Origin of the sequence: Pseudomonas sp. B20(2017), assembly GCF_002113125.1 — a bacterium.
Classification (GTDB): domain Bacteria; phylum Pseudomonadota; class Gammaproteobacteria; order Pseudomonadales; family Pseudomonadaceae; genus Aquipseudomonas.
Map to the genome: position 1 here is coordinate 1 of NZ_NEJP01000009.1, position 26,696 is coordinate 26,696.

At 61.4% G+C, this 26,696-nt stretch carries 22 protein-coding genes and 1 pseudogene; 7 read left to right on the plus strand and 16 right to left on the minus strand.

What is annotated here, in order from left to right:
* Nucleotides 1-128: 128 nt before the first annotated feature.
* The 3 genes and pseudogenes from CAF63_RS29275 to CAF63_RS14580 all read right to left on the minus strand — a co-directional run bounded on the left by CAF63_RS29275 (nt 129) and on the right by CAF63_RS14580 (nt 3,210).
* On the minus strand, nt 129-989 hold the full coding sequence (locus tag CAF63_RS29275; protein WP_371807408.1) for a methyl-accepting chemotaxis protein: 861 nt from the start codon (nt 987-989) through the stop codon (nt 129-131).
* Nucleotides 984-2,105, minus strand: a pseudogene (locus CAF63_RS29280) (Cache 3/Cache 2 fusion domain-containing protein); the annotation flags it as partial. The pseudogene CAF63_RS29280 and the gene CAF63_RS29275, both read right to left, overlap by 6 nt.
* Nucleotides 2,106-2,289: 184 nt before the next feature.
* A complete protein-coding gene (locus CAF63_RS14580) occupies nt 2,290-3,210 on the minus strand; it encodes a LysR substrate-binding domain-containing protein (protein ID WP_085685856.1) in 921 nt (306 codons plus the stop codon).
* A 158-nt stretch (nt 3,211-3,368) separates the two neighbouring features.
* Here CAF63_RS14580 and CAF63_RS14585 point away from each other — a divergent pair, with 158 nt between their 5' ends.
* Nucleotides 3,369-4,763, plus strand: a complete 1,395-nt coding sequence (locus tag CAF63_RS14585; protein ID WP_085685858.1) for a NorM family multidrug efflux MATE transporter — start codon at nt 3,369-3,371, stop codon at nt 4,761-4,763.
* A 108-nt stretch (nt 4,764-4,871) separates the two neighbouring features.
* Here the strand turns inward: CAF63_RS14585 and CAF63_RS14590 are convergent, their stop codons facing one another.
* The gene (locus tag CAF63_RS14590) at nt 4,872-6,542 is read right to left on the minus strand and encodes a bifunctional diguanylate cyclase/phosphodiesterase (protein WP_085685860.1); all 1,671 of its coding nucleotides are present in this window, start codon (nt 6,540-6,542) and stop codon (nt 4,872-4,874) included.
* Nucleotides 6,543-6,806: 264 nt separating this feature from the next.
* Here CAF63_RS14590 and rep point away from each other — a divergent pair, with 264 nt between their 5' ends.
* Complete coding sequence (gene rep, locus CAF63_RS14595) at nt 6,807-8,816, plus strand: DNA helicase Rep (protein ID WP_039765244.1); 2,010 nt, start codon at nt 6,807-6,809, stop codon at nt 8,814-8,816.
* Nucleotides 8,817-8,872: 56 nt separating this feature from the next.
* A complete protein-coding gene (locus tag CAF63_RS14600; RefSeq protein WP_075946495.1) occupies nt 8,873-9,445 on the plus strand; it encodes a xanthine phosphoribosyltransferase in 573 nt (190 codons plus the stop codon).
* A gap of 160 nt (nt 9,446-9,605) precedes the next feature.
* Here CAF63_RS14600 and CAF63_RS14605 read toward each other — a convergent pair whose 3' ends face one another.
* The 6 genes from CAF63_RS14605 to dadA all read right to left on the minus strand — a co-directional run bounded on the left by CAF63_RS14605 (nt 9,606) and on the right by dadA (nt 15,698).
* Entirely contained in the window at nt 9,606-11,528 is a 1,923-nt protein-coding gene (locus CAF63_RS14605) for an acetyl-CoA hydrolase/transferase C-terminal domain-containing protein (protein ID WP_085685862.1), read from the minus strand.
* A gap of 136 nt (nt 11,529-11,664) precedes the next feature.
* The gene (locus CAF63_RS14610; protein ID WP_085685864.1) at nt 11,665-12,081 is read right to left on the minus strand and encodes a cytochrome c5 family protein; all 417 of its coding nucleotides are present in this window, start codon (nt 12,079-12,081) and stop codon (nt 11,665-11,667) included.
* 181 nt (nt 12,082-12,262) lie between these two features.
* Nucleotides 12,263-12,811, minus strand: coding sequence for a cupin domain-containing protein (locus CAF63_RS14615; protein WP_007920393.1), 549 nt, complete (start codon nt 12,809-12,811; stop codon nt 12,263-12,265).
* Between the two features lie 88 nt (nt 12,812-12,899).
* The gene (gene alr / locus CAF63_RS14620; protein ID WP_085685867.1) at nt 12,900-13,973 is read right to left on the minus strand and encodes an alanine racemase; all 1,074 of its coding nucleotides are present in this window, start codon (nt 13,971-13,973) and stop codon (nt 12,900-12,902) included.
* Nucleotides 13,974-14,068: 95 nt separating this feature from the next.
* On the minus strand, nt 14,069-14,422 hold the full coding sequence (locus CAF63_RS14625; protein WP_039765240.1) for a RidA family protein: 354 nt from the start codon (nt 14,420-14,422) through the stop codon (nt 14,069-14,071).
* Nucleotides 14,394-15,698 (minus strand): D-amino acid dehydrogenase, encoded by a 1,305-nt coding sequence (dadA, locus tag CAF63_RS14630; RefSeq protein ID WP_085685869.1) that lies wholly within the window; start codon nt 15,696-15,698, stop codon nt 14,394-14,396. Before dadA ends, CAF63_RS14625 begins: the two co-directional genes overlap by 29 nt.
* Nucleotides 15,699-15,853: 155 nt before the next feature.
* Between dadA and CAF63_RS14635 the strand changes: the two genes are divergently transcribed.
* Nucleotides 15,854-16,342, plus strand: a complete 489-nt coding sequence (locus CAF63_RS14635; protein ID WP_003177284.1) for an Lrp/AsnC ligand binding domain-containing protein — start codon at nt 15,854-15,856, stop codon at nt 16,340-16,342.
* A gap of 103 nt (nt 16,343-16,445) precedes the next feature.
* Here CAF63_RS14635 and CAF63_RS14640 read toward each other — a convergent pair whose 3' ends face one another.
* Nucleotides 16,446-16,799 (minus strand): YkgJ family cysteine cluster protein, encoded by a 354-nt coding sequence (locus tag CAF63_RS14640; RefSeq protein ID WP_085685871.1) that lies wholly within the window; start codon nt 16,797-16,799, stop codon nt 16,446-16,448.
* A 145-nt stretch (nt 16,800-16,944) separates the two neighbouring features.
* On the opposite strand from CAF63_RS14640, the gene CAF63_RS14645 reads away from it, so the two are divergent.
* On the plus strand, nt 16,945-18,255 hold the full coding sequence (locus CAF63_RS14645) for an FAD-binding oxidoreductase (protein WP_085685873.1): 1,311 nt from the start codon (nt 16,945-16,947) through the stop codon (nt 18,253-18,255).
* A gap of 129 nt (nt 18,256-18,384) precedes the next feature.
* Here the strand turns inward: CAF63_RS14645 and CAF63_RS14650 are convergent, their stop codons facing one another.
* Complete coding sequence (locus CAF63_RS14650) at nt 18,385-18,630, minus strand: DUF1127 domain-containing protein (protein ID WP_085685875.1); 246 nt, start codon at nt 18,628-18,630, stop codon at nt 18,385-18,387.
* 179 nt (nt 18,631-18,809) lie between these two features.
* Here CAF63_RS14650 and CAF63_RS14655 point away from each other — a divergent pair, with 179 nt between their 5' ends.
* Complete coding sequence (locus CAF63_RS14655; protein ID WP_085685877.1) at nt 18,810-20,237, plus strand: PLP-dependent aminotransferase family protein; 1,428 nt, start codon at nt 18,810-18,812, stop codon at nt 20,235-20,237.
* Nucleotides 20,238-20,249: 12 nt separating this feature from the next.
* Here the strand turns inward: CAF63_RS14655 and CAF63_RS14660 are convergent, their stop codons facing one another.
* From CAF63_RS14660 to CAF63_RS14675, 4 genes are all read right to left on the minus strand, one after another.
* On the minus strand, nt 20,250-20,780 hold the full coding sequence (locus tag CAF63_RS14660) for a hypothetical protein (protein WP_085685879.1): 531 nt from the start codon (nt 20,778-20,780) through the stop codon (nt 20,250-20,252).
* Nucleotides 20,781-20,794: 14 nt separating this feature from the next.
* Nucleotides 20,795-23,215 (minus strand): fimbria/pilus outer membrane usher protein, encoded by a 2,421-nt coding sequence (locus CAF63_RS14665; protein WP_085685882.1) that lies wholly within the window; start codon nt 23,213-23,215, stop codon nt 20,795-20,797.
* The gene (locus CAF63_RS14670; RefSeq protein ID WP_085685884.1) at nt 23,215-23,922 is read right to left on the minus strand and encodes a fimbria/pilus chaperone family protein; all 708 of its coding nucleotides are present in this window, start codon (nt 23,920-23,922) and stop codon (nt 23,215-23,217) included. Before CAF63_RS14670 ends, CAF63_RS14665 begins: the two co-directional genes overlap by 1 nt.
* A 170-nt stretch (nt 23,923-24,092) precedes the next feature.
* Nucleotides 24,093-24,758 carry a DUF1120 domain-containing protein gene (locus CAF63_RS14675; RefSeq protein WP_085685886.1) on the minus strand — a complete coding sequence of 222 codons (666 nt, stop codon included), beginning with the start codon at nt 24,756-24,758 and terminating at the stop codon, nt 24,093-24,095.
* A 385-nt stretch (nt 24,759-25,143) separates the two neighbouring features.
* Between CAF63_RS14675 and CAF63_RS14680 the strand changes: the two genes are divergently transcribed.
* Entirely contained in the window at nt 25,144-26,679 is a 1,536-nt protein-coding gene (locus CAF63_RS14680; protein ID WP_143492457.1) for a phospholipase D family protein, read from the plus strand.
* Nucleotides 26,680-26,696: the final 17 nt, after the last annotated feature.

A 26,696-nucleotide genomic window follows, 5' to 3' on the forward strand; every position in this document is an offset into this window, starting at 1 on the left:
GGAGGAGGGGCGAAATCTCCCACGGATCTGTACTGCGCCAACAGTCAGAATCGAGCCTTGTCCCTCCTCCTCCCTTCAAGTACCAGCATACAAGCGAGCCTGCTCGCGATAGCTATGTCAAAGAAACCTCAACGGAAGCGGTCGACTTCCTGACGGAGGTCGGCTGCCAGACCTTCCAGCTCCTTCGCAGTAATTGCCAGGTTCGACACCACTTCGCGCTGCTCGCTGTTGGCCATCGCGATGCTTTGCAGATTGCTGCTCAACAATGTCGCGGTGCTGCTCTGTTCCTGGGTCGCCGTGGTGATTGCGGCGAACTGCTGACCCGCCGAACGGCTCTGCTCATCGATCCGCGCCAGCGCCGAAGCGACGTTGGCATTGCGCGACAGGCCTTCCTGCATCAGCAGGTTGCCCTGCTCCATGTTGCTGATGGCGTTGCCGGTCTCCTGCTGAATGCTGTGAATCATGCTGGAAATTTCATCCGTCGCCTGACGGGTACGCGAGGCCAGGCTGCGCACCTCGTCGGCCACCACAGCAAAGCCGCGACCTTGCTCACCGGCACGGGCCGCTTCGATGGCGGCGTTGAGTGCCAGCAGGTTGGTCTGTTCGGCAATCGAGGTGATCACGCTGACGATGCCGCCGATTTCCTGGGAGCGCTGACCCAGCGTGTTGATTACGGTCGCCGTGGTGTTCAGTGCACCGGCAATCTGCTCCAGCGAGGAAGACGCTTCTTCCATCGACGTACGACCGATCTGGGTCTGCTGAGCGTTTTCCTGGGCCAGACGCTGGGTGTTGCTCATGTTGTCGGCAATGTTCAGCGACGTGGCGGAGAACTCTTCAACGGCGCCGGCCATGCTGGTGATTTCGCCAGACTGCTGCTCCATGCCTTCATACGCGCCACCGGACAGACCGGACAGCGCCTGAGCCCGACGGTTGACCTCTTCGGAGGCGCGGCGGATGTGCTCGACCATGGTCGACAGGGCCTGGCTCATCTGGTTGAAGGCGCGAGCCAACTGACCAATCTCGTCGTTGCTCGACACGCTCAGACGCACGCTCAGATCACCGGCACCCAAGGCTTCGGCCTGACGAACCAGATCACCCAAAGGCGCCAGTTTGCTGCGCAGCAACCAGACCACGGAGCCGACCGCCAGCAACATCGCCAGCAGACTGCCGATGGCCAGTTGGGTACCCACGCTCCAGGTCACCGCACGAATCTCGGCCTTCGGCATGCTCGCCACCACCGACCACGGGCCGCCTTCGAACGGCACGGCAATGCTGTAGAAGTCTTCGGACTTGTCGCTCCAGAACCGACCTTTACCCGGCGTTTTCGCCAGATCATTGATCACAGGAACCGCTTGATCCAGCGCCTGCACGCCAGCCGGCGCCACCAGCCATTGGTTCTTTTCGTCCAGCAGTGCCAGCGAGCCGGTCTGGCCGATGCGGAAGCGCTTGAGGTTGTCGAACTGGGCGTTCTGCGCGTCGGTGTAATCGAAGCCGACGAACAACACAGCAATCACCTTGCCGCTGCTGTCACGCACCGGGGTGTATTGAGTCATGTAGGAGCGATCGAACAGCAAGGCGCGGCCAACATAACCCTGCCCCGCCATCAACTTCGCGTAGGCCGGGTGAGCGTGATCGAGCAAGGTGCCGATGGCGCGACTGCCATCCTGCTTGGTCAGCGAGGTGCTGACCCGCACGAAGTCTTCGCCGCTGCGCACGAACAGCGTGGCGACACCCGCCGTCATCTGCTTGAACTCGTCGACTTCCTTGAAGTTGTTGTTCAGCACTTCGCTGCCCAGATGCAGGCCCGGGGTCTGGGTGCCAGCGACGTTGACCGGCTCGCCCGGATGAATGCTCAGGCCGGCGCTGAAGCGCTTCTCGAACAATCCGCTCAGGCGCTGGGTGCTTTCACGCAGCGTGCCGTGGAAAGTGCTCAACTGATCGGCGAGCAGGCGTGCCTCGCTGGCCAGGTGTTCTTCACGAGTGGCGAGGTTGGCGGTGTCCAGCGAACGCAGGGCGAACACCGTACTGCCGCTGATGACAATCGCCAGTATCACGGCGAGCGCGAGGCCCAGCTGCGAGGCGATCCGAGCGCGAGGTTGAGACATGGACAGCTCCTGGCCGAGCCACGGGATCCTCCTTGATCCTGACTCGGAAATTTTTCTAATAGTGGGGGTGAATCGTGGATACCGGCACGACGGTTCCACATGCACGTATTCGGCGGTAAAACCGAATACTTGAGCGAATAGCAGGGTTATGGCGAAAGGCCGGCATTGTGCAGGCTCGAACGTTTCAGCTCAAGCGTGTGACCGCCGGCAGCGTCATGGCGCGGACTTCGCCTTGCAGGAAGTCGCTCAGGCGGCGCAAACGTTCACCTCCCGGACGGGTTTTTGGCCACACCAGGTAATAATTCAGTCCGCTGGCGACCGCCGTCGGCCACGGCAGACTCAGGCGTCCTTGCGCGACATCCTCGGCCACCATCAGCAAATCCCCCATGGAAACCCCATAGCCCCGGGCCGCCGCAATCATCCCGAGTTCCAGGGTATCGAACACCTGCCCGCCCTTGAGTGACACCTGATCCGACAACCCCATGTGTTCCAGCCAACTGCGCCAGTCCCGGCGATCCGGCGTCGGGTGCAGCAATTCGGCGCTGGCCAGCCGTGCCACGTCCCAGGGCTGGTCGTTGAGCAGATTCGGCGCGCCGACCGGAATCAGTTCCTCTGGAAACAGCAGGCTGGCTTCCCAGTCCGGCGGGAAATGCCCGTCACTGAGCAACACCGCGCAATCGAAGGGCTCGTTGTTAAAGTCCACTGAATCCACGTCCATCCAGGCGCTGGTCAGTTGTACCTCGTTGCCCGGCTGCAGATGGCGGAAGCGACTGAGCCGCGCCAGCAACCAGCGCATGGTCAGGGTCGACGGAGCTTTCATGCGCAGGATGTCATCCTCGGCGCGCAAGGTATTGCAGGCTCGCTCCAGGGCGGCGAATCCCTCGCGGATACCCGGCAGCAGCAGGCGCGCCGACTCGGTCAGTTGCAGATTGCGACCGCTGCGATGGAACAAGCGACAGGCGAAATGCTCTTCGAGCGTGCGGATGTGCCGGCTCACCGCACTTTGCGTGATCGACAACTCTTCGGCGGCCCGCGTGAACGAACTGTGACGAGCCGCCGCTTCGAATGCGCGCAGGGCATACAAGGGTGGAAGACGACGGGACATGTACAACGCTCCAATGGCGGGATTGCGCCAACTTAGCAGAATCGCGGAAGGATGAGTTTTAATCATGCCACCCATCCTTTTTATCCCTTTGTGCAACCTGCGCCAAACCCTGAGAATCGACGGTCTCTTGCTCCCTCTTTTATATGGATGTGAACACCATGCAGCGTCCTGTGCGTACCGAACTCTGGGCCATCCTGCGGCTGGCGGGGCCGTTGATTGCTTCGCAGTTGGCGCACATGCTGATGGTGCTGACCGACACCCTGATGATGGCGCGCCTCAGTCCCGAAGCGCTGGCCGGAGGTGGTCTGGGCGCAGCCAGCTATTCGTTCGTGTCGATTTTTTGCATCGGCGTAATCGCGGCGGTCGGCACCCTGGTGGCGATTCGTCAGGGCGCCGGCGACATCATCGGCGCCGCCCGCCTGACTCAGGCCGGGCTATGGCTGGCGTGGCTGATGGCACTCGGTGCCGGGTTGCTGTTGTGGAATCTGAAACCGGTGCTGTTGCTGTTCGGCCAGACCGAGACCAACGTCAACGCCGCCGGGCAGTTCCTGATCGCCCTGCCCTTCGCCCTGCCCGGCTACCTGAGCTTCATGGCCCTGCGCGGTTTCACCAGCGCCATCGGCCGGGCAACACCGGTGATGGTCATCAGCCTCGCCGGCACGGTGGTCAACTTCCTGCTCAATTACGCACTGATCACCGGCATGTTCGGCCTGCCGAAACTGGGGCTGACCGGTATCGGTCTGGTCACGGCGATTGTTGCCAACTGCATGGCACTGGCGCTGGCCTGGCACATCCGCCGACATCCGGCCTATAACGCCTACCCGCTGCGTGAAGGCCTGTCGCGGCCGAACCGGCAGTACCTGAAAGAACTCTGGCGCCTGGGCCTGCCGATCGGCGGCACCTATGCGGTGGAGGTCGGACTGTTCGCCTTCGCAGCGCTGTGCATGGGCACCATGGGCAGCACGCAATTGGCCGCGCATCAGATCGCCCTGCAAATCGTCTCGGTGGCATTCATGGTGCCGGCGGGGATGTCATATGCGATCACCATGCGCGTCGGCCAGCATTACGGCGCCGGGCAATTGAGCGATGCGCGGATGTCCGGGCGGGTAGGCATCGTCTTCGGTGCCGTGGTGATGCTGGGGTTTGCGATGGTGTTCTGGTTGCTGCCGAATCAGCTGGTCGGTTTGTTCCTCGACCATAACGACCCGGCGTTTGCTGAGGTAATTCGCCTGGCCGTGAGCCTGCTCGCCGTGGCAGCGTGGTTCGAGCTGTTCGACGGCACGCAGACGATTGCCATGGGCTGCATCCGTGGACTCAAGGATGCCAAGACCACGTTTCTGGTCGGGCTCGGTTGCTACTGGCTGATCGGCGCGCCGGCGGCGTGGCTGATGGCGTTCCATCTGCACTGGGGCCCAACCGGGGTCTGGTGGGGTCTGGCACTGGGCCTGGCCTGTGCGGCGGTGAGCCTGACGCTGGCGTTCGAATGGAAGATGAAGCGGATGATTCGGCTCGAGCCGCAAGCTCAGGGCTTCAAGATCGCTCAAGCCGAGTGAATTTCCCTGTGGGAGCGAGCTTGCTCGAGATGAGGGTGTGTCAGTGAATCATAGTATCGACTGATACTCCGCCATCGCGAGCAAGCTCGCTCCCACAAGGATTTGAGGCTAAACCACAATGCCCAGCGGAGGCTGGCTGGCATCTGCCACCAGGTAATCAACCAGCTCCGCCAACGGCAACGGCTTGCTGATCAGGTAACCCTGCACCTGATCGCAGCCGAACCCTCGCAGCAGATCCAATTGCTCCCGGGTTTCCACCCCTTCGGCAACCACTTCCAGATGCAGGTTGTGCGCAAGGTTGATCATCGCGTGCACCAGTTTGCGATTCTCTTCGCGTTGCTCCATGCCGCCGACGAAACTCTTGTCGATCTTCAGCAAGGTGATCGGCAGGCTGTTGAGGTGCACGAACGATGAGAATCCGGTGCCGAAATCATCCAGCGAAAAACGCACGCCGAGGCGACCGAGGGCGTCCATGGTCTGCTTGACCAGATCGCTGCGGCGCATCACGGCGGTTTCGGTGAGTTCGAACTCCAGCCATTGCGCCTCGACCCCGCGCTCGGCGATCAGACGGCTGAGCGTCGGCAGCAACTGACTATCCTGGAACTGGCGGAATGACAGGTTGATCGCCATGTGCAGCGCTGGCAGACCGCGCTCGCGCAACGCCTGCATGTCACGCAGGGCCCGGGAAATGACCCAATAACCCAGCGGCACAATCAAGCCGCTCTGCTCGGCCAGCGGCACAAATTCGCTCGGTGCAAGCAAGCCGCGCTCACTGTGACGCCAGCGCACCAGCGCTTCGAGGCCGACGATCTGGCCATCCTGCAGGTTCAGGCGCGGCTGGTAGTGCAACTCCAGCTCATCGCGACGCAAGGCCCGGCGCAGCTCACTTTCGAGGTCTGCCATGCTCCGCGCGTTGCGGTTGATCCGCTCGTTGAAGATGTGAAAGGTGCAGCCCTGAGTGCTCTTGGCCTGCTGCATGGCGATGTGCGCGTGCCACATCAACGGATCGGCGCCGCCCTGGGCGCGGGCATGGGCGATGCCGAGGCTGGAGCCGATCAACAGGCTTTCGCCATCGACCCAGTAAGGTTCGGCCAAGGCTTCGGTGATGCGTTCGGCCATCCACTCGGCCCGTTGCGGGGCGCGGCGGGTATCGATCAGCAAGGCGAATTCATCGCTGCCGAGGCGCGCCAGTTGATCGCCGACTTCCAGCTGGCTTTTCAGCCGTGCGACGACTTGCAGGATCAGGCGATCGCCGGCCTGGTGGCCAAGGGCGTCGTTGGCGTGGCGGAAGTTGTCGAGATCGAGGTGCCCGAGGGCCAGGCCGCGGCCGTCGTTTTCGGCCAGACGCGCCGTCAGCAGGGTCTGGAAGCCCTGACGGTTGGCGATGCCAGTCAGCGGATCCTGCTCGGCCAGGCGTTGCAGAGTGTTCTCCAACACACCGCGTTCGCGCACATGCCGCAGGCAACGCCGGAGCATGCCGGCATCGAGGGCATCGAACACCAGCCAGTCGCTGACGCCATCGGGGGCGGTCGCAGGCTCGTGTTCCAAAAGCAATACCGTCGGCAGGCTGCAACGGCCGGGTGCCGGTTGCAACGCAGGAATGGTCAGCAACACCGCATTGCGGTTGTCTTCGAACAGGCGGCTGACCGAATCCCAGTTCGGCGCATTGATCAGCACTGCCGCACTCCCCAACGGAGCCAGGCACTCGCGCAATAACGCTGTCCACGCTGGCTCTTCGGCCAGTAGCAGCAAACGCAAGGGTTCGACAGGCGTAGTCAAGCTGACTCCCTAGACTCTGCAATGATGTGGGCGGCGGGCATTATGCCGTTGCGGCTACCAATGACCAAACGACAACGGTTATCAAAACGTTATTTTGTGTCACGAATGAGAACATTAGCCGCAAAATCACCGCGCATCCTGCGTGAAAGTAACAAAACCGGCAAATTTGAATCGCGTGGTGCGTCACAAGTCGGAGAGAGCAGCACAAATCGCTGAGCCTGTTAAAATGCCGGCCCATTTCGTCAACGACTCCCGAATTTTCGTATGTCCCGACTCAATCCCCGGCAGCAAGAAGCCGTGAACTACGTCGGCGGCCCTCTATTGGTGCTCGCCGGTGCTGGCTCCGGCAAGACCAGCGTGATCACGCGCAAGATTGCGCACTTGATCCAGAACTGCGGCATCCGCGCCCAGTACATCGTCGCCATGACCTTCACCAACAAGGCTGCGCGCGAGATGAAGGAACGGGTCGGCACCCTGCTGCGCCCCGGCGAAGGTCGCGGCCTGACGGTCTGCACCTTCCACAACCTGGGCCTGAACATCATCCGCAAGGAACATGAACGGCTGGGCTACAAACCCGGTTTCTCGATCTTCGACGAAACCGACGTCAAGTCGTTGATGACTGACATCATGCAGAAGGAATACGCAGGCGACGACGGCGTCGACGAGATCAAAAACATGATCGGCGCCTGGAAAAACGACCTGATCCTGCCGGCCCAGGCCCTGGAAAACGCCCGCAACCCCAAGGAACAGACCGCCGCCATCGTCTACACCCACTACCAGCGCACGCTCAAGGCGTTCAACGCGGTGGACTTCGACGACCTGATCCTGCTGCCGGTGAAACTCTTCGAAGAGCACGCCGACATCCTCGAAAAGTGGCAGAACAAGGTGCGTTACCTGCTGGTCGACGAATACCAGGACACCAACGCCAGCCAGTATTTGCTGGTGAAAATGCTCATCGGCAAGCGTAACCAGTTCACCGTGGTGGGCGACGACGACCAGTCTATCTACGCCTGGCGCGGCGCGCGGCCGGAAAACCTGATGCTGCTCAAGGACGACTATCCGTCCCTGAAAGTGGTGATGCTGGAGCAGAACTACCGCTCCACCAGCCGCATCCTGCGTTGCGCCAACGTGCTGATCTCGAACAACCCGCACGAATTCGAAAAGCAGCTGTGGAGTGAGATGGGCCACGGCGACGAGATCCGCGTGATCCGCTGCCGCAACGAGGACGCCGAAGCCGAGCGCGTGGCGATGGAAATTCTCAGCCTGCACTTGCGCACTGACCGCCCGTACAGCGATTTCGCGATCCTCTATCGCGGCAACTACCAGGCCAAGCTGATCGAGCTGAAACTGCAGCACCATCAGGTGCCGTACCGTCTGAGCGGCGGCAACAGCTTCTTCGGCCGCCAGGAAGTGAAAGACCTGATGGCGTACTTCCGCCTGATCGTGAACCCGGACGACGACAACGCCTTCCTGCGCGTAATCAACGTTCCGCGCCGCGAGATCGGCTCGACGACCTTGGAAAAACTCGGCAACTACGCCACCGAACGCAAGATCTCGATGTACGCCGCCACCGACGAACTCGGCCTGGGCGAGCATCTGGACAGCCGCTTCACCGATCGCCTTTCGCGCTTCAAGCGCTTCATGGACAAGGTGCGCGAGCAGTGCGCCGGCGAAGACCCGATCTCCGCCCTGCGCAGCATGGTCATGGACATCGACTACGAGAACTGGCTGCGCACCAACAGTTCCAGCGACAAGGCTGCGGACTACCGGATGAGCAACGTCTGGTTCCTGATCGAGGCCTTGAAGAACACCCTGGAAAAAGACGAAGACGGCGAAATGACCGTCGAGGACGCCATCGGCAAACTCGTCCTGCGTGACATGCTGGAACGTCAGCAGGAAGAAGAGGACGGCGCCGAAGGCGTGCAGATGATGACCCTGCATGCGTCCAAGGGTCTGGAATTCCCTTACGTGTTCATCATGGGCATGGAAGAGGAAATCCTCCCGCACCGTTCCAGCATCGAAGCCGACACCATCGAAGAAGAACGTCGCCTGGCCTACGTGGGCATCACCCGCGCGCGCCAGACCCTGGCATTTACCTTCGCCGCCAAGCGCAAACAGTACGGCGAGATCATCGACTGTGCGCCAAGCCGCTTCCTCGATGAGCTGCCGCCGGACGACCTGGCCTGGGAAGGCAACGACGACACACCGACCGAAGTCAAAGCCGTGCGGGGCAACAGCGCATTGGCTGATATACGCGCGATGTTAAAGCGCTAGAATTGACCACTTTTACTAGACCTTCGGCGCCAAGGGCGCCAATTGAGGACAGCTTCATGGAAGCCCTGCATCAAAAAATCCGCGAACAAGGCATTGTGCTTTCCGACCAGGTCCTGAAGGTCGATGCCTTCCTGAACCACCAGATCGACCCGGCCCTGATGAAGCTGATCGGCGACGAATTCGCCACGCTGTTCAAGGATTCGGGCATCACCAAGATCGTCACCATCGAAGCGTCGGGCATCGCCCCGGCGATCATGACCGGTCTGAACCTCGGCGTGCCGGTGATCTTCGCCCGCAAGCAACAGTCCCTGACCCTGACTGAAAACCTGCTGTCGGCGACCGTTTACTCGTTCACCAAGAAGACCGAAAGCACCGTGGCCATCTCCCCGCGCCACCTGACCAGCAGCGACCGCGTGCTGATCATCGACGACTTCCTGGCCAACGGTAAGGCGTCCCAGGCGCTGATTTCGATCATCAAACAGGCCGGCGCCACCGTCGCGGGTCTGGGCATCGTGATCGAGAAGTCGTTCCAGGGCGGCCGTGCGGAGCTGGATTCGCAAGGCTACCGCGTCGAGTCGCTGGCTCGCGTGAAGTCGCTGGCGGGCGGCGTCGTGACCTTCATCGACTGATCACTGACTCAACTGCGCCGCAATACTTGTGGGAGCGAGCTTGGTCCGGGCGGCGTTCCGACGATGAGGCCATTACATTCAACATCGAGTTGGCTGTCAGGCCGCCATCGTCGGAACGCCGCCCGGACCAAGCTCGCTCCCACAGTGTTTTGTGTGGCTGTTACTGCGCGGTGGCCTTCAGGCCCGTAAGCAACAACCGCTGAAAGAGGTCTTCCTTCAGGCCTTCCGGGTGGGTCAGCTGCATGCGCGCCAAATGCTCCGGATACAACGAAGCCTCAGGCGCATCCAGCGCTGCCTTGCCCAGCTCCAGAATCTCCGTCAGTTTGAACTTGCTCTTCAGCCAGTTCAGCGCCCGCAACAGATCCTTCTCGACCTCAGTGAAATCGCAGCCCAGCGGATACTCCGGAAACAGGTTCGGATGCCGCGCGGCAATCCCCTGCAAGCGTTGCGGGGTGTTGTCGGTAAAGCGCGGATCGAGACGGAAATCCTTCGGCAGTTTGCCGACCTTCTGCGCCTGTTCGATCAGGCCCTGCTGGAAGCGCGAGTCGCTGATATTGAGCAGCGCCTCGATCACCACCGCATCCGACTTGCCGCGCAAATCGGCGATGCCGTACTCCGTGACCACAATGTCCCGCAGGTGCCGTGGAATCGTGCAGTGGCCGTACTCCCAGACGATGTTCGAGCTGACATCGCCACCGGATTCGCGCCAGCTGCGCAGCAACAGGATCGACCGCGCATCGTGCAGCGCATGGCCCTGAGCAACGAAGTTGTACTGCCCGCCGACGCCGCTGAGTACCCGCCCGTCTTCCAGTTGATCCGCCACGCCCGCCCCGAGCAGGGTCATGGTAAATACGGTGTTGATGAACCGCGCATCCAGACGCTGCAGGCGCTTGAGCTCTTCCTGACCATACAGCTCGTTGATGTAGCTGATACGGGTCATGTTGAATTCAAGGCGTTTGCTCAGCGGCAACTCGCGCAAGCGCTCATAGAAACTGCGCGGCCCGAGGAAGAAACCGCCGTGGATCGACAGGCCGTCGGTTTGCGCCGCCTCGTCGAGATTGCCGGCGTTGGCCTGCTGCTGGGTCTGCACATCCGGGTAGACCTTGCGCCGGATGATCCCGGCTTCGGCCAGCACCAGCAGGCCGTTGACGAACATTTCGCTGCACCCGTAAAGCCCTTTGGCGAACGGCTCGGTGCCGCCCTCGCGTTCGATCAACTGTGCCCATTGGCTGAGGTTCACATCGGCCAGCAAGTCCTGATATCCGGCGTTGTCGGCCTGACGCGCCAGCAACGCAGCGGTCAGCGCATCGCCCATCGAACCGATGCCGATCTGCAGGGTGCCGCCATCGCGCACCAACGTACTGGCGTGCAAACCGATAAAGTGATCCTGAAATCCCACGGGCATGTTCGGCGTGGAAAACAGCGTGCTGCTGTCTTTCTCATCGATCAGCAGGTCGAAGGTATCGATATCGACTTCGGCATCGCCCGGCATGTACGGCAACTCGGTGTGCACCTGGCCGACCAGCAGAATGGTCTCTCCCGCTGCCCGACGTTTGGCGATCATCGGGAACAGGTCGAGAGTGATGTCCGGGTTGCAACTCAGACTCAGGCGATCCGGGTGTTCGCTGCTGCTGGCGAGCAACTGCGCCACCAGGTTCAGGCCGGCGGCATTGATGTCGCGGGCGGCGTGGCTGTAATTGCTGCTGACGTAATCCTGTTGGGCCGGCGCGCTGTTGAGCAGGCTGCCGGGCTGCATGAAAAATTGCTCGATTCGGATGTTTGACGGCAGGCTGTCGCGGTGCAGGGCTGCGAGGAATTCGAGTTCCGGGTAATCGCCAAACACCCGCTCGACGAAGGGTTCGATGAAGCGCTTCTGCAAACCATCGCCCAACGCCGGGCGACCGAGGCACAGGGCGGTGTAGATCGTCAGTTGCCGCTCGGGCAATCCGGCAACCCGCCGGTACAGCGCGTTGACGAAGGGATTGGGTTTGCCCAGCCCCAGCGGCAGGCCCATGTGGATATGCGCCGGCAACCGCGCCAGCACGTCGTCCACTGCCTGTTCGATCGAACACAACTGCACCATCTGAAGCCTCCTGCCCGTTCCGTGAATAGAGGTACGACCGAGATTGCCGGTTGTTTGCTGCAAAGAACAGCCTGAGGCCTGAATCGCGGGCACAAAAAAACCGTCCGGAGACGGTTTTTTTCGTCAGAAGCGCGGCTTATTTCAGGCCGGACATCTTCTGGATGGCGCCCTTCAGCTCTTCATCGGAGCAATCGGCGCAGGTGCCTTTTGGCGGCATGGAATTGATGCCGGTGATGGCCTTGGCCAGGATGCCGTCAAGGCCGCCCTGGTGATCGGCGCGTTCTTTCCAGGCTGCGGCGTCACCGATTTTCGGTGCGCCCAACAGGCCGGTGCCATGGCAAGCGTTGCAATGTTTGGCAATCACTTCGTCCGGCGTCTTGGCGCCGCCACCGCCGCCTGCCGAAGCAGCGACTTCCATCCCTTTGCACTCTTGCCCCTGAACACACACCTGGCCGACTGGCTCAAGGCGTTTGGCAATGTCGTCATTCGTCGCAGCTTGAGCGCTGACAGCCCAGAGGGCCAGTACGGTTGCTGGTGCAGCCAGCATTTTCATAATTAGGTTCACGCGTTCACCCTCAATGGTGGCTATTCACGCCTGCGGCCACGGTTCGCAGGCGGGCGCAAGTATAGCGGTTAGCCCGCTTCACTGAAACAACCCCAAAGTCGAAGGGGTTATATCGCGCTGTGGAACAACGGTTCGGGTGCCTTCGCCGTGTGGCCTGGCGCCTCTTTGTTTAAAAATTCGCCGGCGTGGCTGCGCTGATTAGTCGCGCCGGCGCATCGAACGGATTACGGAAACGATGCGGCTTGGTACTTTCAAAGTAGTAGCTGTCGCCGGCTTCGAGGATAAAAGTTTCAAGACCTACCACCAGCTCCAGGCGCCCTTCCACCAGAATGCCGGTTTCCTCACCTTCGTGGGTGAGCATTTCTTCGCCAGTATCGGCGCCCGGCGGGTAGATTTCATTGAGGAACGCGATGGCCCGGCTCGGGTGCGCGCGGCCGACCAGTTTCATGGTCACGGCGCCGTCGGAAATGTCGATCAGCTCGTTGGCCTTGTAGACGATCTGGGTCGGAACTTCCTGCAGGATCTCTTCGGAAAAGAACTCGACCATGGACATGGGAATCCCGCCCAGAACTTTCCTCAGCGAACTGATCGAGGGGCTGACGCTGTTCTTTTCGATCATCGAAATGGTGCTGTTGGTGACCCCCGCGCGCTTGGCGAGTTCACGCTGGGAAAGCCCTTTGAGCTTGCGGATCGATTGCAGTCGTTCACCGACGTCCAAGGCGAGAGCCTCCTGATGCTGTAGAGATATTGAGCGTTATCATGGCGACAGCGTTCAGTATTTACAACACTTGGGCCCCGCTTGCGCTTCAACCCTCGGAATAGAGCCTTGGCACCCGACGCAGGTTGCAGAAGATCTGGTACGGAATGGTGTCCGCCCACTTCGCCACGTCGCTGGCGAGGATGTTTTTGCCCCACAGCTCGACAGTCGAACCGAGGCCGGCTTGCGGCACGTCAGTCAGGTCGATGCACAGCATGTCCATCGACACCCGGCCAAGAATGCGGCTGCGCTGGCTGGCAACCAGCACCGGGGTGCCGGTCGGCGCCTGACGCGGATAACCGTCGGCGTAACCCATGGCAACCACGCCGATGCGCATCGGTTTGTCGGTGATGAATTTCGCACCGTAGCCCACCGGTTCGCCCGCCGGCAGTTCGCGCACGCTGATGACTTTCGATTCCAGTGTCATCACCGGTTGCAGGCGCTCGGCCACGGCGTTGGCTTCTTCGAACGGGGTGGCGCCGTAGAGCATGATGCCCGGGCGCACCCAGTCGCTGTGAATCTGCGGCCAGCCCAGCACCGCGGGCGAGTTGCGCAGGCTGACTTCAGCCGCCAGGCCCTGACGTGCAGTTTCGAATACCGCGACCTGCTCGGCACTGCTCTGCTCGTGCAGTTCATCGGCCCGGGCGAAGTGGCTCATCAGCACGACTTTCGCCACCTTGCCGCTGGCCAGCAAACGCTGGTAAGCCGCCGCGTAATCCTTCGGATGCAGGCCGACACGGTGCATGCCCGAATCGAGCTTCAGCCACACGGTGATCGGTTTGCTCAATGCCGCCTGCTCGATGGCTTCGAGCTGCCACAGCGAATGCACCACGCACCAAAAATCGTGCTCGACGATCAGCGCCAGCTCGTCCGCCTCGAAAAAACCTTCGAGCAACAGCACCGGCGCGCGAATCCCGGCGGCACGCAGCTCCAGCGCTTCTTCGATGCACGCCACCGCGAAGCCGTCCGCTTCAGCCTCCAGCGCCTGGGCACAACGCACTGCGCCATGGCCATAGGCATCGGCCTTGATCACCGCCAGTGCCTTGGCACCGGTAACTTCACGGGCGATACGGTAGTTGTGACGCAGGGCTTGAAGGTCGATCAGGGCACGGGCAGGACGCATGGCAGCAGACTTCTTGGCGGTCATGGAAATAAAAACCGGCGCTGGCTGACGGCGTGAACCGCCAACAGCACCGGGAGAGGGATCTTTACAGCGGGTTACGGCAACGCGGCGACGATGGAGATCTCGACCAGGATGCTCGGTTTGGCCATCTTCGCTTCAACCGTGGCACGGGCCGGGGCGGCGCCCTTGGGCAGCCACTGATCCCACACCGAATTCATGCCGGCAAAGTGCGCCTCGATGTCGTTCAGGTAGATCGTCGCCGACAGCAGATGCTGTTTGTCGGTGCCGGCCAGGTCCAGCAGACGCTCGATGTTGGCGAGTACGTCGCGGGTCTGCTGTTCGACACCGGCGTTGAAGTCATCGCCGACCTGCCCGGACAGATACACCGTACCGTTGTGGCTGACGATCTGACTCATGCGCTCATTGGTGAGCTGGCGCTGGATTGCCATGCTTTGCGGACTCCTGGGTGGTGTTGCCATAACGGGAAATATCGAGGCCTTCGGCGCTGATCTGAGGTTTTTTCTTCGCCATCAGGTCGGCCAGCAAGCGACCGGAGCCGCACGCCATGGTCCAGCCGAGGGTGCCGTGACCGGTGTTCAGGAACAGGTTCTTGAACGGGGTGGCACCGACGATCGGTGTGCCATCCGGGGTGGTTGGGCGCAGGCCGGTCCAGAAACTCGCTTCGGCCAGATTGCCGCCCCGAGGATAAAGGTCGTTGACGATCATCTCCAGGGTTTCGCGCCGGCGTGGGTTCAGCGACAGGTCAAAACCGGCGATCTCCGCCATGCCGCCGACGCGGATGCGGTTGTCGAAACGGGTGATCGCGACCTTGTAGGTCTCGTCGAGAATGGTCGACGTCGGGGCCATGTCCGGATTGGTAATCGGCACGGTCAGCGAGTAGCCCTTCAACGGATACACCGGGGCCTTGATGCCCAGCGGTTTGAGCAGTTGCGGCGAGTAACTGCCGAGGGCCAGCACGTAGCGGTCGGCGGTTTCCAGCTTGCCGTCGATCCACACGCCGTTGATGCGGTCACCGGCGAAGTCGAGGCGCTGGATGTCCTGACCGAAGCGGAATTCCACACCCAGTTTGGTGGCCATTTCGGCGAGACGGGTGGTGAAGATCTGGCAGTCGCCGGTCTGGTCGTTTGGCAGGCGCAGGGCACCGGCGAGGATGTCGGTGACACCGGCCAGCGCCGGTTCGACGCGGGCAATGCCGGCGCGGTCGAGGACTTCGAACGGCACGCCGGACTCTTTCAATACGGCGATGTCCTTGGCAGCGTTATCCAGTTGCGCCTGGGTGCGGAACAACTGAGTCGTACCGAGGCTGCGGCCTTCGTAGGCGATGCCGGTTTCGGCGCGCAATTCGTCGAGGCAGTCGCGGCTGTACTCGGACAGACGCACCATGCGCTCCTTGTTCACCGCGTAACGGTTGGCGGTGCAGTTGCGCAGCATCTGCGCCATCCACAGGTACTGGTCAATGTCGGCGGTGGCCTTGATCGCCAGCGGCGCGTGGCGTTGCAGCAGCCACTTGATGGCCTTGAGGGGAACGCCCGGCGCAGCCCACGGCGAGGCGTAGCCCGGCGAGACCTGGCCGGCGTTGGCGAAACTGGTCTCCATGGCCGCGGCGGGCTGCCGGTCGACCACCACCACTTCAAACCCGGCACGGGCCAGATAGTAAGCACTGGCGGTACCGATGACGCCGCTACCCAAGACCATAACGCGCATTTTTGTATCCCTCATCGCGGCGTGCCGCGCATGTGTGTTGTCAGAGCAATGATGCGCGCAGTGTAAAAAAGATTTGCCAGTGCTTTTCACTGTATAAGCGCCTATATTTGGCGACAATTCTCGGCAAAAACCCTTTTCACGGAGGCGCATCCCCTATGCGTACCAACACTCAGACCAAACGTGAGCTGGACAAGATCGACCGCAACATCTTGCGGATCCTGCAGGCGGACGGGCGGATTTCATTCACCGAACTGGGCGAGAAGGTCGGGCTCTCCACCACGCCGTGTACCGAGCGGGTGCGGCGCCTGGAGCGCGAGGGGATCATCATGGGCTACAACGCCCGCCTGAATCCGCAGCACTTGAAGGGTAGTCTGCTGGTGTTCGTCGAGATCAGCCTCGACTACAAATCCGGCGATACTTTCGAAGAGTTCCGACGTGCGGTGCTGAAACTGCCCCACGTATTGGAATGCCATCTGGTGTCAGGGGATTTCGACTATCTGGTGAAGGCGCGGATTTCCGAGATGGCCTCGTACCGCAAGCTGCTGGGCGACATCCTGCTCAAGCTGCCGCACGTGCGCGAATCCAAGAGCTACATCGTGATGGAAGAAGTGAAAGAGAGCCTGAGCCTGCCGATTCCGGATTGATCGCTCAGACCAGTACCTCGTTCCCACGCTCCGCGTTCGGCTTTGGAAGGGACGCGGAGCGTCCCGGGCTGCATTCCCACGCAGAGCGTGGGAATGATCAGAGTCAGACCAGCACCTGCCGGTTTTCGGCCATGTACTCGAACACCTGTTTCTCGACACGTGGGTGAATCAGCTCCACCGGTCGCCGGCCGTTGGGGCACGGCAAGGTCTGGGTGGTGCCGAACAAACGGCAGATCAGCGGCCGCTCGTCATACACCGTGCAGCCATTCGGTCCCAGGTGCACACAGTTGAGTTCTTCCATGGCCGCGTCCTGCTCCGCACGGGTCTTGCGCGGCAGTCGGGCCATTTCCTCGGGCGAGGTGGTCACCGGCCCACAGCAGTCATGACAGCCCGGAACGCATTCGAACGTGGGAATCTGCTGACGCAAGGTGCGGATTTTCTGACTGTTGCAGCTCATTGCAGCGGTAACCGGAGCGAAATAGGCGGCAATTGTGCCGCAAAAGCCGTGATCCAGACACCACGGGCCGACCAATGTTGCCCGGCCTCGGGCCTGCGGCTTATGCTCCGTCAAATTTTCTCGACACCCGCTCAGGATGACGCCCATGAATGCCCGCGCCCAAGCCACCGCGAGCCAACCCCACGTTGCCTCTTATTACGTCGCCAGCAGCCTGCCGCAACCCGACCAACCGGTGCTGCAAGGCGAACTGATTGCTGACGTGTGCGTGGTCGGTGGCGGTTTCTCCGGGCTGAACACTGCATTGGAACTGGCGGAGCGCGGCCTGAACGTGGTGTTGCTGGAAGCGAACCGGATCGGCTGGGGCGCCAGCGGTCGCAACGGCGGACAGCTGATTCGCGGGGTCGGTCATGGCCTCGACCAGTTCGCCAACGTGATCGGTGCCGACGGCGTGCGCCAGATGAAACTCATGGGCCTGGAAGCGGTGGAAATCGTCCGCCGGCGCGTCGAGAAATTTCAGATCCCCTGCGACCTGACCTGGGGTTACTGCGACCTCGCCAACAAACCCTCCGACCTGGAAGGTTTTGCCGAAGACGCCGAAGAGCTGCGCGGCCTCGGTTACCGCTACGAAACCCGCCTGCTGCAAGCGAACGAGATGCACACCGTAGTCGGCTCCAACCGCTACGTCGGCGGTTTGATCGACATGGGTTCCGGGCACCTGCACCCGTTGAACCTGGCACTCGGCGAAGCCGCAGCAGCGCAGCAACTCGGGGTGAAGCTGTTCGAGCAATCGGCGGTCACCCACATCGACTACGGCCCCAAAGTTCGGGTGCACACCGCGCAAGGCTCGGTGCGGGCGAAAACCCTGGTGCTGGGCTGCAATGCCTACCTCAACAATCTGAATCCGCAACTCAGCGGCAAGGTGCTGCCGGCCGGCAGCTACATCATCGCCACCGAACCGCTAAGCGAAGAACAGGCCCACTCCCTGCTGCCACAGAACATGGCCGTCTGCGACCAGCGCGTGGCGCTGGATTACTACCGGCTCTCGGCGGATCGTCGTCTGCTGTTCGGCGGCGCCTGCCATTATTCGGGGCGCGATCCGAAGGACATCGGCGCGTACATGCGGCCGAAGATGCTCGAAGTGTTTCCGCAACTCGCTTCAGCGAAGATCGATTATCAGTGGGGCGGGATGATCGGCATCGGTGCCAACCGTCTGCCACAGATTGGCCGGCTCGCAGAGCAACCGAACGTGTATTACGCCCAGGCCTATTCCGGTCACGGGGTGAATGCCACGCACCTGGCGGGCAAGCTGCTGGCCGAGGCCATCAGCGGCCAGCACAGCGGCGGCTTCGACCTGTTCGCCAAAGTGCCACACATCACCTTCCCCGGCGGCAAGCATCTGCGCTCGCCGCTGTTGGCGTTGGGGATGTTGTGGCATCGCCTTAAAGAACTGGTCTGATGGACTTTCAGCGTCTCTGAAGACGACTTCGCGAGCAAGCTCGCTCCCACAGTTGACCGCGATCTGCCTGCCAGACACGGTCGAATGTGGGAGCGAGCTTGCTCGCGAATCTAAAGATCACCGCAGACCTCAGATCCGCCAGAACGGCTTCAACCCCTCCTCCAGCGCCTGCTCGCGGGTCAGCCCGATGTCCTTGAGCTGATCCGGCGTCAGGCGCAGCAACGCCTTGCGCGTGTGCAGACGATGCCAGAACAGACCCCAGCGACTCAGGCCGGACGGTGCGTTGCGCAGGATCTCATTGCGCGCGTTGTCCTGTTGCCCTGCCTCCAGTTCCTGACTGTGTAACGTCAGCCGCACATCGCTCAAGCCGTTCATTTTCATTGCTCCTGTTTACTTGGGTAGCCAGAGATTCCATGATGCGCGGGCGAGCAAAAGCATTACAGATTCAACACATCTGTATTATTTCCATACAGATTTGTTGTCTCTGCGACTGAATTGTCGATTTACGCCGCATCTGTACTGGTTTAACGAATCATCTGCATCGAGGCAGTGCCATGACGCTCTATGTGAATCTCGCCGAACTGCTCGGCACCCGCATCGAACAAGGCTTCTACCGTCCTGGTGATCGCCTGCCGTCGGTACGCGCCTTGAGCGTAGAGCACGGGGTCAGCCTGAGCACGGTGCAGCAGGCCTATCGGATGCTGGAAGACAGCGGCCTGGCGACGCCGAAACCCAAGTCAGGGTACTTCGTGCCAGTGGGCCGGGAGTTACCGGAGCTGCCGGCAGTCGGGCGTCCCGCGCAGCGGCCGGTGGAAATTTCCCAGTGGGATCAGGTGCTGGAACTGATTCGCGCCGTGCCGCGCAAGGACGTGGTGCAGCTCGGTCGCGGCATGCCGGATATCTCGTCACCGACGATGAAACCGCTGCTGCGCGGGCTGGCCCGTATCAGCCGCCGTCAGGACATGCCCGGTCTGTATTACGACAACATTCACGGCACCCTCGAACTGCGCGAACAGATCGCCCGGCTTATGCTCGATTCCGGTTGCCAGTTGAGCGCCAGCGATCTGGTGGTCACCACCGGTTGCCATGAAGCGCTGTCCACCAGCATCCACGCGATCTGCGAGCCCGGCGACATCGTCGCGGTGGATTCGCCAAGCTTCCACGGCGCCATGCAGACCCTCAAAGGCCTGGGCATGAAAGCCCTGGAAATTCCCACCGACCCGCTCACTGGCATCAGCCTCGAAGCGCTGGAACTGGCGCTGGAGCAATGGCCGATCAAGGTCATCCAGCTCACGCCCAACTGCAACAATCCGCTCGGCTACATCATGCCGGAGTCGCGCAAGCGCGCCCTGCTCACCCTGGCCCAGCGCTTCGACGTGGCGATCATCGAGGACGATGTGTACGGCGAACTGGCTTACACCTATCCGCGCCCACGCACGATCAAGTCTTTTGACGAAGATGGCCGTGTGTTGCTGTGCAGCTCGTTCTCCAAGACCCTCGCGCCTGGGCTGCGCATCGGCTGGGTCGCGCCCGGTCGCTATCTCGAACGCGTGCTGCACATGAAATACATCAGCACTGGCTCTACAGCACCACAGCCGCAGATCGCCATCGCCGAATTTCTCAAAGCCGGGCACTTCGAACCGCATTTGCGGCGGATGCGCACGCAGTACCAGCGCAATCGCGACGTGATGATCGACTGGGTGACGCGTTACTTCCCGGCCGGCACCCGCGCCAGCCGTCCGCAAGGCAGTTTCATGCTCTGGGTCGAACTGCCGGAAGGTTTCGACACCTTGAAACTGAATCGTGCGTTGCACGATCAGGGCGTACAGATTGCCGTCGGCAGCATCTTTTCCGCCTCGGGCAAGTACCGCAATTGCCTGCGCATGAACTACGCAGCCAAACCCACAGCGCTGATCGAAGAAGCGGTGCGCAAGGTCGGCGCGACCGCGATCAAGCTGTTGGCCGAGAGTGACAACCTCTGACACGGATGTGCCTTAGCGCAAACGAAATCCCAGATCGGTTTCGAAACGGGTCAGGTCACTGACCCGGCTTGCAGCCGATGGCAAACGTGCGTCCAGTTCCAGCTCGATTTCCATGCCTTGGCCTTCGACTCCAACTCCGGCGAGCGCAGGTATCAGTCTGGAACCGGGACGAAGGACATCAGCATCCGGCCCCTCAATGAGCCACTGCGTCGGCCTGCCGTCGACCCGTACGTTCAAAACACGGACTCTGAGCGTACCGGCGCCGAAGCGGTAATGCCCGGGGCCGGCGACCGGCCCGATCAGCTCCAGGCGCAACGGACCGGGCCGGCTGCACTGGACCGTGGCCTGAGCACGGCGAAGACCGAAACTCAACGATTCACCTTGTACCGATTGCGCCAGCAATTGCCCGCGCGTCGTGGTGCCGAAATCGATAGCGGCCGGGCCGAGCGTGACCGTGCAATCGGGGTTCGCCTCCACACCTTCCATGAATGCCAAAAGCCCCGTCAGCAGCACGCACGTTGCGTCTGTCTTCAATCCTTGCATGATGTTTTCCTTTTTCAGACAGTACGGCAAATGGCCGATGCGGTTTCATACAATGCGTCGACGTCAGGCTCCAGGCTCATGGCGAATTCCAGATGACATCGCTGGCCATCCGGTAACAGCACGTGAAGCTTTAGATCTGGCTGCACGTCCGGCAGGAAAATCCGCCCAGCCTCCAGCACGCTGGTGACGTACCGCCCCTGGTCATCAAAAACACCGACACCCTTGCGGACAAAATGGCTGTCCGACATGCGCGCCTGCAACAACACGCGCCGCGCGGTGACCATTTCGAACGCCAGATGCGCGACCGCACCACGCCCGGCTTCTACCTCTTTAAAAGCGTTGTGCACATCGACATTGCGCCCCAGGCTGGCCGTGTCGAGTTCGACCCGTCCTTTGCTGTATGCCGGCAGACTCGCTGCCACGGCGTGCCCGGAATGATCGGTCCAGACCGGGCCACGCGGAGTGTTCAACTTGACGCCCGCGCTGTCGCCGGCCTTGAGCAAGGCGAAGGTTTCGCGCAGCGGATAAGGCGACAGCGTCACCCCGTCACCGTGCACCAGCGCACCACCACGCAGGCCGATGTCATAGTTCTGGTTACCGGCGCCACTGCGGGAATAACCCATGTCCACCTGACTGTAGCGGGGCAACAGATTGACCCGTCCGTTGAACCCGGCGCTGCCGTCATCCGGTCGCTCGGCGCCGATGCTGTAGGCCAGGGTGTCGCTGAGCTGTTCATTGAATCGCAGACCGCTGCGGGTGCCACCGACCTGATCATTGCGCACGTCACTGCGCAACGTCTGGCGCGGCCCCAGAGGTATACCGACACTTAAATAGACTGCCGTTCCGCGGGCATCGTCCGCCTCACCCGCAACGTCGCGCTCCAGGGTCAATGTCAGATTGGCCCGGCGAATATTCTGCGACCACGCGAAAGCGACCCGGGAAGTAGCTGTGCCGTCAAACATGGAAAACCGGGAGTAACTGGTGGAAAAACCACCCAGTGTCGAACTGCTGGCACTGAGGCTCGCCGTCATTTGATTGCGCACTCTCACGAAGGGCTGATCATTTTTCCGGTCCCAGGTGGTGTCGGACAGCGTGCGAAAATCCTGCGTCTGCTGCGTCATCGCGAGACCGGCTGACAATCCTTCGCCGAGCAGACCGTTGGCCGTCCATTGCAACTGTGTTCCGGACAGGGCCTGATCGTGCGTCCGGGAAATCACCTGACGCCCTCCGAACACCAGACGATCCCCCAGCGTGCGTTGCATCGCCCATCCCAGCGACTGATAGCCAGTGCCGAGCATTGCGCCGCCCGTGGCCTGCCAGCGCGGGCCGAGCCGCCAGTCCCTGCTGGCGGCGGCAAACGATGGCGCATACCGCTCATCTCCGGCATAACGCCGTACACGCCCGGCGGCCAGTCCGTAGCCTGGCGTTCTGCCCGGCATCACACTTCGCAATTGGGTCGCGGGAACAATAAAACGCCGCTGCTGACCGTCCTCCTCGTGTACCGTAACCTCCAGATCAACGTTCTGGCTGAGCAACGGCAATCCCGCCAGCGTGAACGGTCCGCTGGGCACCACCGTGGTGTAGATCAAAGCGCCGTTCTGAGTCACCTCGATCCGGGCTGAGGAATAGGCAATGCCTTCGACCCTTGCACCGGAGCTGTCCTCATCCAGCTCTATCAAGGCCAGCTCCGGCTGTACCTGAAAGCCATTGAAAGCCTCACCGGAGAACAGGGGCGAAACCATGTTCAACTGTCCCAGCTGCAGATTGGCCTGATATCGCTCGGAGGTATGCGAAGCGTAGGCGTACAAGTGCTCGACGCGGCCCTGCCCGGCCAGCTCACTGTAGGCCTGGCGGCTGCGCAATGCCCAGTCCGCCGCGTTCAAGCCGATTTCGGTATTGAGGCTGCGGTATTGCGAGGACTGCCCGGCATAGTGGCTACCGAGCAACAACGCATCGTAATTGAACAGCCCTGCCGTACCCCCGTTAACGAAACTGCGCCGGGCCGGGCTATCAGGCAGTAACGCGTCGGTTGGCACCAGCAGCGCAACGTGTTCACGGGACGGATCAGCTTGCACCACCGCGTGCGCAAAACGCTGGACGAACAACTCGCATCCCGGTTCGGTTACAGACTCGGCGTGATCCGGAATACGGATGCCGCCACGCTCCAGTAGTGACGGCGTAAAACACAACTCGCCCTCAGTATTGAACGTCACCTGCAACCGCCCCTTGGGCACGCCGTTGACCGAGAGCGTGACCGCCTGCACTCCCTCACGAAAGCGCGGGGCCATGCTGAAATACTCCGCCAGATGTGGATCCAGCCCGCGCGACTTGATCACTTCCTGATTGAATTGCACCCTGACCTGCTCTGCGCCGTGGGTCGACGAAAAACCCAGGGCGCCCATCAGCCAGAGGCCGCCGAACCACCGCGAATGCATCAGTCCAGCCCCAGCGGTGCATCAAAATGCGCAATGGCGAATCCGTAAGTGGTCACCGGGAACAACCGCACGTGTGTCGCCGCTTGTCCGCGCTCAACAGTTCCACTTAGCGTGAGCGTTTCACCGGGCAGCACATAAGTGCGCCCCAGATCCAGCTCCCGCTGTCTTGGCAGCAACATCACCGAGTGCCCCAACCGTACAACATACGGACTGGGGTTGCGCACCTGCACCTCGGTGCCTTTTTGCGACCACAGCAAATGCTTCCAAGGCTCGCGGTCAATCGGTAAGTGCTTCGGACGTAAAATCGCCGGAATGTTCTGGCGTACGCTCAAGCTTATTTGAGCATTACCTGATGAATCCTGAGGCGCTATGCCTTCGAACACCACGCGCTTGAGACGCTCGGTCTTCAATGGCTCGGCGCTGCGCAGGATGAAACGAACGCGCTGGGTCGCGCCGGCTTCGACCCGGGTAACCGGTGGCGTCAGCAACAGCAATGACTCGGTGTCTTGCGGCACGTCTTCGACAGAGGTGTGCAACAGCGCCGGATGCGGCTCACTATTGAACACGTTGATCCCCGCTTCACCCACTCCTTCGTCCAGCACTACGATCGGCGTTTCCGGAACCATCCCCGCCGCCCGGACACTACCGGGCCCCCATAGACCAACCAGCAATACACTGGTGATGGCATTGCGCACATAAGCATTCATATTGTTGTCCACACGCGAACGCGAAGCTGGCAGTGACGCCGAGCAACGGGACTGCCGACTGGGTTGATTACAAGTGACAGGCCTCGCAAGCACGCAAAGCCTGTCCATTGTCCTGCGCAGGATGCGCGACACTGATCCGCCCTCTGTTCAAGGCAGTCGTGTGCTCCCTGTCAGAGGTAAAGCAGCTCGAACGTCGCCGAGCCATTGAGTGGTATGTAGTTGCTGAGATCCAGATTCTGCGAGGGGCCGATGACCGGAACAAGGGTCATGGGAAACGTATGCATGACCCCTGGCATCGGACCTGCCGCCAACGATGTGCCCCATGAGTAGCGCAGGTTGCCACCCTCCGCGTTTTTCCCGACCAGAGTTGGCGTATCCGGACTGTCCCAGTTCGCCATCCCGCCTTGCTTGTACATGACCATGGAAGGTTGACCATCGACCGTAGGTGTCCCGAAGCGCAGACCGTAACCACCGATTTTTTTGGCGCCGGGCGCCAGGCCGATTCCGTAGATATACAGCGCCCAGTCCGTTCCATCGACAATGATGCCCGGCAACTGGGTATGAGCCTGATTGTCATGCACCTTGATTGCCATTGGCGCAGACGCCGAGCAAGTCACGTTCAGGGATATGTTGTGGTTGGTCAGTTCAGTCTGACGATCGCGGTTCAGCGAAGCGGCAGAAATGTCCCCCAGATTCACAGTGTTGCCGCCGGTGAAAGAAGGCTTGCACGAGGTCGGGACGATGGTGCCGGTGATGGTCAGGTCCCCACCAGCGGCCATGGCCAATGCCGGACACAGGGCGCTTGCGACAGCGATTGCACGAAAGGTCTTGCGCATGAAAATTCTCACTCCATAAGAATCGAAAGATGACAGCCAGCTGCGCTTCTTCTGCTGAATAACAGGAAACGTCCTGCTTCAGAATCAGCGTTGTCATTATTCCGATTGCTTCCCGGCAGTGATGTAAGGCGAGGGTGTATTGCGCGCTGGAAAACTCGCTGCGGGGCGTAGCTGATGTGAGCCGGAAAAATCCGCCGTTTGTTTAAAAAATTGCGTCCTGCCGACAGCCAAGGGCTACAAACCGCTCTGCTTCAGGGATCGAATTGACTGCCCTTTTCGAACAGGCAACAGGCAACAGGCTGCGTGCGCCGTGCCATACTCCTGACCTCGCCCACACCCGGAACGACCCGACTTGAGCCCCAGACATTCCCTGCCATTTGCACTGATGTTCGTCCTGCTGCTCGCCGGGTGCGCTTCGCTGGATGTCCCGCGCGAACCGAGCCAGGCGCTGCCGGCTTCCGATTCGGCGTTCGGCCGTTCGATCCAGGCCCAGGCGGCGCCCTACAAGGGCCAGTCCGGCTTTCGCCTGCTGTCCAACAGCACCGAAGCCTTCACCGCCCGCGCCGAGCTGATCCGCAACGCTCAACGCAGCCTCGACTTGCAGTACTACATCGTCCATGACGGCATCAGCACCCGAATGCTGGTGGAAGAAGTGTTGAAGGCCGCCGACCGTGGCGTGCGGGTGCGGATCCTGCTGGACGACACCACCAGCGACGGCCTCGACCTGATCATCGCGACCCTGGCGGCGCATCCGCAGATCCAGATCCGCCTGTTCAATCCGCTGCACCTGGGGCGCAGCACCGGCGTGACCCGGGCGGCCGGGCGGCTGTTCAACCTGTCGTTGCAACACCGGCGGATGCACAACAAGTTGTGGCTGGCGGACAACAGCGCAGCCATCGTCGGCGGGCGCAACCTGGGCGATGAATACTTCGATGCCGAGCCCAACCTGAACTTCACCGATATCGACATGCTCAGTGTCGGGCCGGTCGCCGAGCAGCTCGGGCACAGTTTCGATCAGTACTGGAACAGCGCCCTGAGCAAGCCGATCGACGAGTTCCTCTCCAGCAAACCCTCGGCCAAAGACCTGCAGAACACCCGCACACGCCTGGAAGAATCCCTGGAAGAAACCCGCAAACAGAATCACGCGCTGTATCAGCAGTTGATGACCTACCGCACCGACCCGCGCATGGACATCTGGCGCAAGGAGCTGATCTGGGCCTGGAACCAGGCGCTGTGGGATGCACCGAGCAAGGTGCTGGCCAAGGGCGAACCCGATCCGCAACTGCTGCTGACGACCCAACTGGCACCGGAGCTGACCGGTGTCAGCGAAGAACTGGTGATGATTTCTGCCTACTTCGTGCCGGGGCAGCCGGGGCTGGTCTACCTGACCGGCCGCGCTGATGCCGGCGTGTCGGTGAGCCTGTTGACCAACTCGCTGGAAGCCACCGACGTGCCGGCGGTGCACGGCGGTTATGCGCCGTATCGCAAGGCGTTGCTGGAACACGGCGTGAAACTGTTTGAGCTGCGGCGCCAGCCTGGGGATAACTCCGGCAGCGGCCCGCACCTGTTTTACAGCAAGTCCTATCGCGGCTCGGATTCGAGCTTGCACAGCAAGGCGATGATCTTCGACGGGAAAAAATCGTTCATCGGCTCATTCAATTTCGACCCGCGCTCGGTGCTGTGGAACACCGAAGTCGGGGTGCTGGTGGACAGCCCTGAACTGGCGGCCCACGTGCGCGAACTGGCCTTGCAGGGCATGGCGCCAGCGCTGAGCTACGAAGCGAAACTGCAGGACGGAAAAGTGGTATGGGTCACCGAGGACAACGACCAGATGCACACGCTGACCAAGGAGCCCGGCAGTTGGTGGCGGCGCTTCAATGCGTGGTTCAGCACCACGGTGGGACTGGAGCGGATGCTGTAGCAGCCCGCTCCAACTGG

Bases quoted from the DNA above. Each gene is read 5' to 3' on its own strand.
- CAF63_RS14665 (WP_085685882.1), bottom strand. From the start codon at position 23,215: ATGCATTCGCGGTGGTTCGGCGGCCTCTGGCTGATGGGCGCCCTGGGT.
- CAF63_RS14600 (WP_075946495.1), top strand. From the start codon at position 8,873: ATGGAAGCCCTGCATCAAAAAATCCGCGAACAAGGCATTGTGCTTTCC.
- CAF63_RS14585 (WP_085685858.1), top strand. From the start codon at position 3,369: ATGCAGCGTCCTGTGCGTACCGAACTCTGGGCCATCCTGCGGCTGGCG.
- CAF63_RS14670 (WP_085685884.1), bottom strand. From the start codon at position 23,922: ATGAATGCTTATGTGCGCAATGCCATCACCAGTGTATTGCTGGTTGGT.
- CAF63_RS14640 (WP_085685871.1), bottom strand. From the start codon at position 16,799: ATGAGCTGCAACAGTCAGAAAATCCGCACCTTGCGTCAGCAGATTCCC.
- CAF63_RS14605 (WP_085685862.1), bottom strand. From the start codon at position 11,528: ATGGTGCAGTTGTGTTCGATCGAACAGGCAGTGGACGACGTGCTGGCG.
- CAF63_RS14650 (WP_085685875.1), bottom strand. From the start codon at position 18,630: ATGAACGGCTTGAGCGATGTGCGGCTGACGTTACACAGTCAGGAACTG.
- CAF63_RS14680 (WP_143492457.1), top strand. From the start codon at position 25,144: ATGTTCGTCCTGCTGCTCGCCGGGTGCGCTTCGCTGGATGTCCCGCGC.
- CAF63_RS14675 (WP_085685886.1), bottom strand. From the start codon at position 24,758: ATGCGCAAGACCTTTCGTGCAATCGCTGTCGCAAGCGCCCTGTGTCCG.
- rep (WP_039765244.1), top strand. From the start codon at position 6,807: ATGTCCCGACTCAATCCCCGGCAGCAAGAAGCCGTGAACTACGTCGGC.
- CAF63_RS14610 (WP_085685864.1), bottom strand. From the start codon at position 12,081: ATGAAAATGCTGGCTGCACCAGCAACCGTACTGGCCCTCTGGGCTGTC.
- CAF63_RS14645 (WP_085685873.1), top strand. From the start codon at position 16,945: ATGAATGCCCGCGCCCAAGCCACCGCGAGCCAACCCCACGTTGCCTCT.
- CAF63_RS14625 (WP_039765240.1), bottom strand. From the start codon at position 14,422: ATGGCAATCCAGCGCCAGCTCACCAATGAGCGCATGAGTCAGATCGTC.
- dadA (WP_085685869.1), bottom strand. From the start codon at position 15,698: ATGCGCGTTATGGTCTTGGGTAGCGGCGTCATCGGTACCGCCAGTGCT.
- alr (WP_085685867.1), bottom strand. From the start codon at position 13,973: ATGCGTCCTGCCCGTGCCCTGATCGACCTTCAAGCCCTGCGTCACAAC.
- CAF63_RS29275 (WP_371807408.1), bottom strand. From the start codon at position 989: ATGAGCCAGGCCCTGTCGACCATGGTCGAGCACATCCGCCGCGCCTCC.
- CAF63_RS14580 (WP_085685856.1), bottom strand. From the start codon at position 3,210: ATGTCCCGTCGTCTTCCACCCTTGTATGCCCTGCGCGCATTCGAAGCG.
- CAF63_RS14635 (WP_003177284.1), top strand. From the start codon at position 15,854: ATGCGTACCAACACTCAGACCAAACGTGAGCTGGACAAGATCGACCGC.
- CAF63_RS14655 (WP_085685877.1), top strand. From the start codon at position 18,810: ATGACGCTCTATGTGAATCTCGCCGAACTGCTCGGCACCCGCATCGAA.
- CAF63_RS14660 (WP_085685879.1), bottom strand. From the start codon at position 20,780: ATGCAAGGATTGAAGACAGACGCAACGTGCGTGCTGCTGACGGGGCTT.